The organism is Agathobaculum sp. NTUH-O15-33, assembly GCF_033193315.1.
Taxonomy (GTDB): domain Bacteria; phylum Bacillota; class Clostridia; order Oscillospirales; family Butyricicoccaceae; genus Agathobaculum; species Agathobaculum faecihominis_A.
In genome coordinates this window covers 3,300,661-3,313,753 of the sequence record NZ_CP136187.1, presented here as the reverse complement: position 1 = coordinate 3,313,753, position 13,093 = coordinate 3,300,661, and the positions used below count along the sequence as shown (strand labels likewise).

Annotated in this window: 9 protein-coding genes; all 9 read left to right on the top strand. The window is 42.7% G+C overall.

The annotated features are described in order from the left end of the window. Positions 1 to 15 precede the first annotated feature (15 nt). A complete protein-coding gene (locus tag RWV98_RS16155; protein WP_317862058.1) occupies positions 16 to 669 on the top strand; it encodes a D-sedoheptulose-7-phosphate isomerase in 654 nt (217 codons plus the stop codon). Continuing rightward, on the top strand, positions 669 to 1,805 hold the full coding sequence (locus RWV98_RS16150) for an HAD-IIIA family hydrolase (RefSeq protein WP_317862056.1): 1,137 nt from the start codon (positions 669 to 671) through the stop codon (positions 1,803 to 1,805). The genes RWV98_RS16155 and RWV98_RS16150 overlap by 1 nt, the downstream gene beginning before the upstream one ends. A 26-nt stretch (positions 1,806 to 1,831) precedes the next feature. Next, complete coding sequence (locus RWV98_RS16145) at positions 1,832 to 4,048, top strand: hypothetical protein (RefSeq protein ID WP_317862054.1); 2,217 nt, start codon at positions 1,832 to 1,834, stop codon at positions 4,046 to 4,048. Then, complete coding sequence (locus RWV98_RS16140; protein ID WP_317862052.1) at positions 4,045 to 4,749, top strand: glycosyltransferase family 2 protein; 705 nt, start codon at positions 4,045 to 4,047, stop codon at positions 4,747 to 4,749. Before RWV98_RS16145 ends, RWV98_RS16140 begins: the two co-directional genes overlap by 4 nt. 1 nt (position 4,750) lies before the next feature. Next, the gene (locus RWV98_RS16135) at positions 4,751 to 5,122 is read left to right on the top strand and encodes a DUF2304 domain-containing protein (protein ID WP_317862050.1); all 372 of its coding nucleotides are present in this window, start codon (positions 4,751 to 4,753) and stop codon (positions 5,120 to 5,122) included. Continuing rightward, a complete protein-coding gene (locus tag RWV98_RS16130) occupies positions 5,119 to 5,466 on the top strand; it encodes an EamA family transporter (protein ID WP_317862048.1) in 348 nt (115 codons plus the stop codon). The genes RWV98_RS16135 and RWV98_RS16130 overlap by 4 nt, the downstream gene beginning before the upstream one ends. A gap of 6 nt (positions 5,467 to 5,472) precedes the next feature. Continuing rightward, positions 5,473 to 6,546 (top strand): GNAT family N-acetyltransferase, encoded by a 1,074-nt coding sequence (locus RWV98_RS16125; protein ID WP_317862046.1) that lies wholly within the window; start codon positions 5,473 to 5,475, stop codon positions 6,544 to 6,546. Between the two features lie 10 nt (positions 6,547 to 6,556). After that, positions 6,557 to 7,390 carry an XrtA system polysaccharide deacetylase gene (locus RWV98_RS16120; protein WP_317862044.1) on the top strand — a complete coding sequence of 278 codons (834 nt, stop codon included), beginning with the start codon at positions 6,557 to 6,559 and terminating at the stop codon, positions 7,388 to 7,390. A 228-nt stretch (positions 7,391 to 7,618) separates the two neighbouring features. After that, positions 7,619 to 12,943, top strand: coding sequence for an aryl-sulfate sulfotransferase (locus RWV98_RS16115; protein WP_317862042.1), 5,325 nt, complete (start codon positions 7,619 to 7,621; stop codon positions 12,941 to 12,943). Positions 12,944 to 13,093: the final 150 nt, after the last annotated feature.

Below are 13,093 nucleotides of genomic sequence, written 5' to 3'. Positions count from 1 at the left end.
GAGGGGAAAACGCTGATGCGAAATACGACAAGAATAATATACTGCAATTTACTGGAAAGATACCCGGTCTTGTGCGCGTGTAAAGCGGAGATCGAAGCAGCTATTGAATCCTTACTGGCCTGCTTTTCCTCTGGCGGCAAGCTGCTGGTGTGCGGCAACGGCGGCAGCGCGTCGGATAGTGAGCATATCGTTGGCGAACTTATGAAGACCTTCATGTTGGATCGACCGTTGGATGCGGATATGCAGAAAAAGCTGAGAAGTGCCTATCCTGAGCATGCGGAAGCCATGATCGCGCACCTGCAGCGAGCGGTGCCGGCCATTTCCCTTGTCAGTGAGACTGCGTTGATGACCGCCTATACAAACGATAATTCCGCGGAAATGGCATTTGCACAGCAGGTCTTGAGTTATGGCAGGGAAGGCGATATCCTGCTGGGGATCTCTACCTCTGGCAACTCCGCCAACATTCTTAATGCTGCGCGAATCGCCCGGATCCAAGGCGTAACGACCATTGCCCTGACAGGTCAGAGCGGAGGTAAAGTCAAATCGCTCAGTGATATCTGTATCTGCGCGCCCTCGGACATCACCTATCAGATACAGGAGTATCACCTGCCGATTTACCATTGCCTGTGCGCCTGCGTAGAAAACGAGCTGTTTGGAGTGGATACGTGATGAGGGAAGCAATCGTTTTAGCAGGCGGGTTTGGCACGCGCCTCGCCCATATCGTATCTGATGTGCCAAAGCCTATGGCACCGGTCTGTGGTCGCCCGTTCCTCCGCTTCATACTGGACGATCTGCAGGCTAAGGGGATAGAACGTGTAGTTCTTGCGGTGGGCTATAAGCAGGAGGTCATACGCAATTTTTTCGGCGAGGCTTATAGGGGTATGCAAGTTATTTATTCGTCAGAGGAAACGCCGCTGTTCACCGGAGGGGCGATCAAGCAGGCGTTAAGGCTGTGCCGGGAGCAGCAGGTGTTGGTGGCAAACGGGGATACCTATTTCGACGTCGATTTGTCCGCTATGGAACGTGCCTTGGCAACACAACCCGGTGCGATCATTCTGGCGGCGAAGCGGATGTTTGACTTCGACCGCTACGGTGTGCTCGAACTGGAAGGCGATCGTGTCGCCGCCTTTCAGGAAAAAACCTCCTGCCGGGAGGGACTCATCAATGGCGGCATATATTTGTTGGAAAAAACAGCGCTGGATCATGTTCAAGAGGATGCGTTCTCCTTTGAAACCGCAGTTTTAGAACCTGCGGCTCAGGCTGGAAAGGTATATGCGGTCGAGCAGCCCGGCTATTTTATCGATATCGGTGTGCCTGAAGATTATGCCGCGGCACAGCAGAGTATGAAAGAACGGGCACCTGTGAACCGCGCAGCCTTTTTTGACCGGGATGGCACGATTAATGTGGATATTCATTATCTGCACCGCCCTGAGGATCTGCAATTTATTGAAGGGATGCCACAATTCATCAGGAAGTGGAACGATTGGGGCTACAAGGTGATCGTCGTCACCAATCAGGCCGGTATCGCCCGCGGCTACTACACCGAGAACGATATGCGTGCCCTTCATCGGTATATGAATGAACGTCTCGCAGAATATGGAGCGCATATTGATGCATTTTATTTCTGCCCGCACCACCCGGATATCACCGGCCCTTGCCATTGTCGCAAGCCCGAGCCCGGCATGATCGAGGACGCCATCCGGGATTTTGACCTTGATCCGGCACAATGTCTTATATTTGGTGATAAATCTTGGGATATTGAGGCAGGAAAGCAGTGCAAAATTCAAGGGTATATTATTTCATAATCTAGGGAGACGCGAGAGGAGAAAACATGAATAAAGTGATCGATTGTGAGGTGCAAGGGGGAAATTTGCTAAAAATACCTGCTATACTGTACGGTTACATTTTTTATATTGCTTTTCTTTCTATAACGGATGTGTTTGCATTACCCCTTTACTACCTGAATGCAAATAATTTTTTACCTGCTGCCATCGGCATTGCACTAGCCTTAACTGTAGTGATGGCATGGTGGTATCGAACACAGTTTGCATTTTCACGTATGAAGACTAATCGCTCATTTTATTTGTATGTTGCGATAATCTTAGTCATTGCTCTAATACGAAGCATTATTCCAGATTTAAGTCATGATGTGTCACAAGGAAGAGTGTTTTGGCAGACACCTTACTTTGTAGATAATGTTAATTGTAACGTATTTCCGGCAGGTTTCACATTTTTCTTCCCGTTGAGTGATCGTATATTTTATTATCCTCGTATTCTCTTAGGATATCGACTGGGTACTTTGGGAAACGCATTTTTACTTTTACTGATTTATTATCAAGTAGTAGGTCTGACTGGTCACCTGCTTAAGGAGTCGCAGCAAAAGCTACGAGAGAAGCTCCGTAAAAAATCTATTAAGCGGCCGCTTTATGATTTTATTATGTTTGTGCTGAGCGAAGATACTTTGGCTTTTCTATCGGTTATGCTATTCTATAGCATTGCAGATTTGGGAACCTATATGGTTGACTTATTTGGAATTCCACTGCTTTTATGGCTGTTAAATATTACTTTAATTCAGCGAAAGGGAAAACGTTCTTTTGCCCAATTGCTATTTGTTGCAATGGTTTGCGGTATCTTGTTTGCAATGAAAATTACTAATATTATCTTTATTGCACCGTTGCTGCTAGTATTTATTTATCAAAGTCGTCAATCTATTAAATTTAGAACATTTTTGCTATGCTTTCTGGTAGGCATAATACCTGCGACCCCATATCTGCTATATGCCTATACGAGTACAGGAAATCCGGTCTATTGGACATTTAATGCAGTTTTTAAATCTCCTTTTTATCCGGATAAAAATTTTAAAGATACGCGTTGGGGACCAAGCAGTTGGAAGGAGTTCCTTCTTTGGCCAGTACATCTTATCATGCATCCAACTGAACGCGTTTCAGAAATCTCTAAATATTCACAAATCTATCTGTTGTTAGGTTGGATCGCAACTGGTGTGGTGGCCGTTCGTTGTTTGCTAAAGAAGCGCGCTACCAACTTGCTAGCGGTAACGGCTTGCTTTGTTGGTTTTACAATATTATGGCAAAAAAGCACTGGATATCCGCGGTATGCAATTCTTTGTGAAATGCTGGCTGCCATTGTGCTGATAGGCGCAGTCTTTCCATGGATTGTAGATGGAGGAAACGCGAAACGCATTATCGCTATTACTCTTCTTGCTACGTTGACCATTCAATGTGCGTTTAACACGCTAGCAGGTGCCTTAAACCTCTATGACTGGGGATGGAGAGATGTAGTTTCTTGGGAATCATTAAAATCTACATATGCCGATAATGCTAAATATTTGTTAAAGGATCGTGGATTGATCGGCACAGAAGAACAACGGAATCGCGTCGATTTCTTTTTATCCACAAATTTCCAACATAGTATGATGAAAGCGATGGATCCGGATGCGCCAATTATTAATGGTTCGTATGTAACGGCAAGTTTAGCAAGCGTTAAACAGGAAAAGGGGATTGATTATGCGGATTATTATCTTGGTAAAATCGCGAAGAATGAAGCTAACGGCGCTGGGATTTATGATATGACAACAGTAAATAACTTTGATAATCTCTGCGACAATGCTAATATGGTGGGCGCTGAAATTGTATCGTTGGAAGAGGTAAGTGGCTATTTTATTGGCCGTGATACACCGCTTCTCATTGGATATAGTATGACAGGAAAAGTAAATACTTGCACCGAACTTCGAGAATCACAAATTATTCAGCTACCGGAAAATACAAAAAATGTTCAAGTGAAGGGGATTATATGTATTCCGAGTTACGTACGTTGGGAGATACCTGATGCTGGTTTCCAAATCAAGATTACGCATAATGCAGGTGCCACCGTTTTCTATAAAAAAGCAATTCCTAATATGGAGTACTTCATGCTTGATGAAATATTTTCTCTTGATGGTCTGAAGGGAGATATTTCAATTTCAATTAGCGATCCGAGTGGTAATAAATGGTGTGCAAATGTCATTAATCTGGAGGTGAATGCACAATGAAAATCCTCGTAATTATTCCCGCTTATAACGAGTCGGAGAACATTTTGCGCACAGTATTTAATCTGCAGAAACATGCTCCCCAAACGCATCTTATTGTAATTAACGACAGTTCAACCGATGATACTCGAAAAATCCTGTTTGAGAATTGGATTTCTTTTTTGGATTTGCCCGTAAATCTTGGTATTGGTGGTGGCGTCCAAACCGGCTATCAATACGCCTTGGAGCATGATTATGATATTGCTATTCAATTTGATGGTGATGGACAGCATGACGCGCGATACATAAAGGAGCTAATTTCTCCTATTATAAGCGGACAAGCTGATATTGTAATCGGCTCACGCTTTATAAAGAAAGAGGGATTTCAGTCTTCAGCATTAAGACGGCTGGGTATTTACTTTTTAAGTGGATTAATTCAGTTGCTTTGTGGTATTAAAGTACAGGATGTTACAAGCGGAATGCGAGCTGTGAACCGTAAAATGATAAAAGAATTTGCAGAAAATTATGCTCAGGATTATCCTGAGCCTGAAGCAATACTGGCTTCAGGTCTAAAAGGTGCTCGAATCGCGGAAGTACCCGTGATTATGCATGAACGGCAGGGCGGACAAAGTTCTATTCATTCCTTTAAATCAGCGTATTATATGTTAAAAGTATCCATTGCACTAATACTTGAGCGTTTAACCATAAAGAAAGAACGGGGATAACATGATTACGAATACGCTACGTGTGGCAATGTTAATTGCAATCATGATTTACTTTGCATTGCTTCTCCACCTTCTAAAAAAGAAAAGCTTAAATCTAAAATATACTTTGCTTTGGATACTTTCAGGTATTTTAATGTTACTTTTGGGTATTTTTCCACAATTTATAAACTGGTTTGCCGGTCTTGTCGGAATCTATGAGCCAACAAACGCCTTGTTTGCCATCATCTTTTTCTGCATTATCATCATCCTTATGTCGCTGACCTCAATTGTTTCAAAAATGAATGAGAAAATTAAACGGATAATTCAGACGATTGCGCTTCTAGAAAAAAGAGTGCGAGAGTTGGAAAGTTTGAGTGGGGATGAAGAAAAATGAAGATGACATTGCTGTGTTTACTTAACACATGTTTGATGGCAACCGGACAGATGCTATTTAAAATAGGATCTGCGGGCAAAGCTGTAAATAGTTTGTTTGAAATTGTTAAGCTGTTTTTTACGCCTATTGTATTTATTGCGCTTTGCCTTTATGCGGCAACCACGGGTCTATGGCTGTTTATTTTAAGCCGGACACCGATGAGTCATGCATATCCCATACAAGCTTTGGCATTTCCTATTGTCTTGTTTGCATCGATGCTATTTTTTCATGAGCATATTTCTGGTGTCAAATGGCTGGGGATAGCGGTTATTGTATTCGGAGTTTTTATTGCGACACGGGGGTGAAAAAATATGTGGAAACCGATCACATATAGCAATGAGCATTTGTTGGAAATGCTCAAAATGACGCGAGAGAACTATGGTGCTGATAATGATATTGCCAAAAGGGACTTCATTGAACATCAGTATTTTGAAAATCCTGCAGGAGATGCAGTGATTGATTTAGCGTGGGATGACCATAAACAACGGCTTGCTGGTCAATATGTTGTTTGGCCAATGCGTTTTTGGGTACAAAACAAGTTGCAATTATGTGCGCATTCACTGAATACGCTGACTAGGACAGACTACCGTGGTCAAGGTATCTTTACAGGTTTGGCAGAACGAACCTATGCGAGAGAAATAACGTTGGGGCATGGTTTTTGTTATGGAACGCCTAATCCCAATTCATATTCAGGGTTTATTAATAAACTGGTGTTTAGCGAGATCGGCCAAACACCACTCTATCTTCGGCCCCTGAATCCAGCAACCATGTTAAAAGAGTTCCTAGGTCATAAGTGGTTGAGTTCCTTGGCAAAACCGTTAAATATTTTTTGGAAGGTCAACAAAATAAAAGAAAAAGGTAATATAAAGATTGTATGTGTGACAGAAAAGAATTTGGCGCTTGTAGACTCTCTGTGGAATAAAATTTGCGGAAAATATCCCGTTATGAATATACGGGATAGCCTGTACGTTAAATTTCGCTACTTAAATATGCCGCATCGAATCTATTATCCTTACTTAGTGCTTCGAGGAGGCGTTCCCGTAGCATTTGCAGTCGGACGCATCATGAATGTTGCAGGAATGCAATGCGGTATGCTGGCGGATTTCATGTTTGCTGGGGGGTGTGAAGCACAGGCGAAGATATTGTTATCTTTTATGCTTAGATTGCTGCAGACGAAAGGTGCAAGCGTTGCAGGCAGTCTTATGCTCGCGCATACACAAGAAGCGGCAATACTGCGTAAATGCGGATTCTTACGTTGCCCTAAAAAGTTGGAGCCACAGCCATTTCCATTGATAGTTCGCCTGTTTGATGAATCATTAAAAGAGAAAGGCGTCCTAGATATTCAAAATTGGTTTTTTACAATGGGCGACTATGATGTTATATAGGAAAACGATTATGAGAAATATTTTTACAGTAGATACAGAAGACTGGTTTCATGCAAATTATACGAATAATTTATTTCAAAATGAGGCATCAATTCAGTCTACTGTGGAAGCAAATACAGATGTGTATTTAAAATACTTTGCGGAATGTGGCACCACGGCTACGTTCTTTGTACTGGGATTTGTAGCAGAACAGCATCCTGCGCTAGTAAGACGTATTGCTGAAGCAGGACATGAAATTGCAAGCCATGGGTATGGGCATCAGTTAGTTTATAAACAAACCCCTGAGGAGTTTCGTCAGGATATTAGAAAAAGCAAATCATTATTAGAGAATGTCATCGGTAAGCCTGTTTGGGGATACAGGGCACCATCGTGGTCGATTACAGAAAATTCCCTATGGGCATTAGAAATTCTGACACAGGAAGGCTTTCGATACGATAGTAGTATTTTCCCCTTTAAAAACTTCTTGTACGGTATCGATGGAGCACCCAGATTTCCCTTCCCCTCAAAGCTGTATTGCAAAACGTCTGATTTAGTGGAAATCCCACCTTCTACAGTGCGAATACCGGGCCTAAATATGCCTTTCTCAGGAGGCTTCTATTTTCGGGCACTACCTTTTCTGATGATCAAAATCTGCGCACACAAAGTGAACAGAGAAGGAGAACCAGTTATTTTTTATTTGCATCCAAGAGAGATAGATCCAGAACAGCCGAGATTAAAATTAAGTATGCGTGATTCTTTTATTCATTACTTTGGAATTAGGAATTGCGAGAAAAAGCTTACAAGAGTCTTGAAGGAGTTTCCGTGTGTATCCATCCAGCAAATGCTTACGGCAGAAAGCAAATAATTTATTTATATACAATTAAACTTATTTGCTAGGTAGCAAATGCATTGACTATAACTCATTTTGCGACCGATGGGAGGATTTAACCTCGTCAGAAGCATTTTTTATATTTATAGATAATGTGATTGCAACTTCACAGCGGATAAGCTGTGGATTGGAAACATGTAATGTGAAGTAGAAAAATGCTTGGAAAATCAATGTGGATCAAGCATTAAAAAGTGGGGGAGTATCATGAGGAAAAGACTTGAAGCGGCTGTTGTTATTTTATGTATGTTCATTGGGGTTCTGCCAACTGCAGTTGCTTCAGAAAAAAACGCAACATCTTGGGAAATTGATATTGAGCAAATTATATTATGTAGTGATTTGGCGACTAAAGAGGAGGTAACTAATTATGACGGAACTAAGGATGTCATTGAGCACCATAATACTCCATCCTCGGGGAAAATTTTTGCCGTCGTCACACTGAGCGCTAGTAAAAAGAACATTTTAGCGGATGCACTGAATATCTCGATGCTGACACTTCAGATAAAAGGTGAAAACTACGAGCGCATGGCAAATGATGTTTTCCTAATTAACCATGGATATACAGCCTTTCCTTCTGATAATGAGCTGCTGATCTCGCAAAGGGGTACAGTATGTTTTGAAATTTCGGAACAGTATTTAAAGGATTCTACACAAGGATGGGTTGTTTCAAGTGAAATGATCGTTTCTGAACCATATGGATCGGGGATATCCAAGTTGCCGATTGCACCGAATATTGTAGAGCAGCAGTCGGAAATGGAACAGTATATTTTGTCATCGTATGAGACCAGTGGACAGGCAACGCTGGAAAATTCGTTGATTATTATTGATCCATATGGTACAGCGCCACTGAGCGCTTTGGCAATATTTGAAACAGAAGATGAAAGCGACATAACGGTAACTATTAAAGGCAAGAATAACGCTTCGGATTTTACATACCAAATATCTGAGCCTGAAACACATCACGAAGTGCCGATTATTGGCATGTATCCAGAATATGCCAATCGGGTTGTTATAGCAGCGGAAAATCAGGAAAAAACATTCACGATTCAAACATCGGCATTGCCAGCTGATATGGCTGATTTTGAAACTTCTGCAGAAGAGTCTGCACTGGATAATGGTTTTACATATATTGCGGGTTTCTATCGTATGCTTGTTGATAAACAGGGGCAGGTTCGCTGGTATTCGTCCATGACTACGCATCATGATCCTTCAGGCATTGATCAGGTGTCAGCAAGTGATGGTATTTGGTTTTCCACGGACCAATATTCAACTCATGCGCAGATATTTCATTTGTCATGGGTTGGTAAAGTTCTACACACTTTTTCGTGGATTGAGCCGGCACATCATGATGCTGCGTTAACAGATAATGGGGAAATGCTCTACTGGGGCGGCGGAACAATTCGACAAATCGATTTAAGTACAGGAGAAAGTTCTCTGTATTTTAATCCTGAAGACGTTTTGGATTCTACTGTAGACACACTTGAAATGCGTCGTTCTTTGGGAGATTGGCTCCATCCGAACACCATATCATTTGACCAAGGGAAACTATATTTATCTTTCCGCAACCAACACATGTTGATGAAAATGGATTATCAAACAAAGGAAATCGAATGGGTAGCAACGCCTGCAAGTGGTAAAAACGAGCAAGGTATATATGCGATTCAAAAGGATATTACTGAAAAAATTGTACTTCCAAAAGAAAATGATGATAATTTTGAGTGGTTTTACTCACAACATGAAATTGCCCCGCTTCCGGATCTGGACAATAATCCGAATACAGATGACTTTACGCTCTTTGATAATGGCCAAGAGCGGGGCGTTTATGGCTGGTATGATGGACTTACCAATAAGGAAGACTTTTATAGCCGTATTGTGCACTACAGAGTGGATAATGAAAAGCGCACAATAGAGCAAATATTTGATTGGGGTAAAGACGCACAGCCATCGCTTTCTTCCTACTATTATGGAGGTGCGCAATATATTATTGGCCAAGATACAGATATGTATCTTGGATGCTTTGGTATGCTTGATTTTGGCGGCGGATCAAAAATTGTAGAGGTGTCACCCACAGGGCAAGTCGCGTGTACATGGTCATTCCCGAGTGAATACACTTATCGGGCACATTTCATATCAAACAAAGATTTTTCGTCTATTGCTGAACCTGCATTAGGAACCGCAGGGATGGCGATTTTTGAGGGAAAAGAGACATGGAAAACGTGGACATCTCCGACAGATAATCGTGAAATACGCTATAAGTTAAATGATATTTCTATGCAAAAAGATGGGAAAGTTACTGCTTCCGGATGGGCATATATGCCAGAGGTAAAAAATCAGAATCGGGAAACTTTTTTGGTAGCAAATGGGCTAACAGCCTCCTATAAGATAAAGCTGCAAACACGTTCTGGTATGATACCTGATGAAGAACAAGTGCCAGATGGATATCGGTATGGCTTTAACGACAAAACGATTGATACGACTGATTTACCAGATGGTCGTTATACTCTTGGCCTGCAAGTTGAGGCTGGTCGACAAACTGCATACACAGAATTACCATACTATTTTGTAAAAGGCCAAGACAACTCTGGAACTTACAGTACATCGATGCCTGATGCGGCGTACACTACGGCGCTGATGCGTCAACTAGATACAATGAGTGAAGGGAAAACGATAGATAATCCCTACATAAAAATGGATCCCTACGGGATATCACCCCTTACGGCACTAGCAGCTTTTGAGACAGATGCTCCAGCCCATGTTACTGTCACGGTGCAGGGAAAAGATGACAGAACGACTTTAACATATGATATTGATGGCAAGAGGCGGCTGCACTTCATTCCTATCGTTGGCCTTTATTACAACGACTTGACAAATGTGATACTGCAAGCAACCGACGATAATGGGAAGACGAAAACCGGTACGATATCTTTGGCCACGCACGCTGCTGTGGACGGAAAACTACCGACTCTTAGCGTTGACACTACGGAATCCGATCTTTCACAGGCGGCATCCGGACTGACATTTTGTATGCCCAATGGAGATTGCCATCCTTTTGCGGTGGACTTAAACGGAGATGTGCGCTGGTATCTGACAAAGAAAGTCGGGGATTACGGCCTGCATCAATTATCTAACGGCCATTTTCTTGTAGAGAGCCTGACTCGAAATAATGTGATCTTCAGTACCATTGGCATTGACGAAATTGATTTGCTTGGACGTGTTTACCGTCAGTATAATACAGATGGTGTTATGCACCACGAAGCGAAAGAGATCGCCAACGGTAACTATATCTTTTCCATGAGTAAAGCTGGTAAGTCAACGATCAACGACTACATTGAAGAAATAGATCCGAAAACCGGTGGTGTCGTGAGAAACTGGGATATGCAGGATATTCTGGGGCAAGGGCTGGCTGCCAATGAGACGTATGGAACAGACAACTATTCCAACTGGTTCCACAATAACTGTGTGGACTATCTGGAAAGCGAGGACGCACTTTTAATTTCCAGCCGCCATCAAAATATGGTTATCAAGCTAGATGCGGAAACGAAACAGATTCGCTGGATACTTGGGGATCATAATACCGTGCCTGAGCATTTACAGCAGTATTTGTTAACGCCTGTTGGTGAAGAGTTTGAATGGCAATATGGCCAGCACGCGCCAATGTTTTTGCCAGATGGCAATATCATGTTGTACGATAATGGCGACTATCGCTCAAAAACAGTTGCCGGCAGCGTACAGGCCAGTCAAAACTATTCTCGCGCGGTAATTTACCATGTTGATGAAAACCACAAGACAGTCTCTCAAGTTTGGCAGTATGGTAAGGAGAACGGAAGTGACACGTATACCACCTATATCGGGGATGTCGACTATTTGGGTTCGGAGCATTACCTTCTGAATTTTGGCGGCATTATTCGTGATTCCAACGGTGTTGCAACAGATACGATGGGGACGGGTACAACTACCCGTTGTCGCGTATTTGAGTACGCTAATGGAAAACCTATATGGACGCTTTCGGTGGATGGCAACGCTGATATCAGCTATAACGCTTCAATTTATCGTGCGGAAAGACTTGATGTGACGGAAATGCCTAGTGATTATGACTGCATAGCAGAACAGCAGTGGTTAGGAGAATTTCATCCAACCTCAACAGTAGCTATCAGTACCGGAGAGTATAGCGAAGTTAGCTCATCAGATTATCAGTTAACGAGTGTGATTAATGAAGGCAATCGGTTGTTGATTAATGGCAAGGCAACAGACCCCACAGAACTTTCAAATGTGTATATTGGATTGCGTGGGCGCGAAAATACCGCGACATACAAGGTTTCGCCCAATATATCCACAGGTGAATTTTCTTCCGTTATCTATTTCGGAAATGAATTCTTGGGAGATCGACAAATTGATATATTGGTCGATAAGACAGATGGAAGTCGTTTGAAATGTTTTACGGGTGCAGCGATCCCCGCACTGAAAGCTTTCGCAATTACGATGGATACTCCCAATAATGGAGTGTCAGTTGGTGAAACGTTCGCTTTAAAAGCTACGGCCACGCCTGCTTATGCGCAAGCTAGCACGATTCTTTATGAGTCTAGTAACCCTAATGTTGCCACAGTAAGTGCGAGTGGAGTGGTCACAGCGGTTTCGGCAGGGTATGTGATTATTACTGCCAGAATGGCCGATAGTGCGACAGCAAGCCAAATGGCTATTACGGTATTGGGACAATCCTCTTCCGGAAATAGTGGCGGCGGAGGCGGCGGGGGCGCAGGCATATCGAGACCGGCCGAAGAAAAGCCTGCAGGTTCCATATCCGTAAGTACTGACCCCAAGACCGGTGCTGTGACATATTTAAAACAGTTAGACAACCATTTCACGGTGAGCATTACAGATGAATCAAATGGGAATAGGATGATTCTTTGTAAAAACGCTTCCGAACAAATTATTGCGAATATTTCACTGCCAAAGACCGTGGATGTAAACAGCAAAAAATCATTTGAAGATGTATCATCAAGCGCATGGTATCATGATGCTGTAGCTTTTGCGGTAGCATCTAAGTTATTTAACGGAATGACAGAAACCACGTTTGGCGCTGAGCAACCGATGACGCGTGCAATGTTGGTCACAGTCCTTCACCGCTTGTCAGGAACACCACTGTTTAATCACACAGGTTTTGATGACGTCCCGTCAGGTACTTGGTATAGTCAAGCTGTTGAGTGGGCTTCTGTCAATCAAATTGTTGATGGCATGGGAAATAATCTGTTTGTGCCCAATGCATCTATTACACGTGAGCAGCTTGCGACCATACTATATAGATTTATTTGTGTTATACAGGTGCCGGATATCAGTGGCTCATCTGTAAGCGCATTTGAAGATGCAGCTACGATATCGTCGTGGTCAAATGACGCCATGAAGTGGGCGGTACAAAATAAAATTATGCAAGGTTCAGATAATAAGTTGAATCCGCAGGCTAACGCTTCGCGCGCCGAAGTGGCAACTATGTTGTATCGCTTAAGTGAGTATTTAAAAGCAATGGATCTAAAGTAGCGCCTACTAAGTTTATATACAGAGGCCAGATGTCCCCGAAACAGGGATATATGGTCTCTGTATTATTATAGGGATAGATTTTTTATTGTCTGATACCGGAATAACCCGGCAAAAGGCGGCGGGACTTCTCATAAATAAGCCCCGCAAACC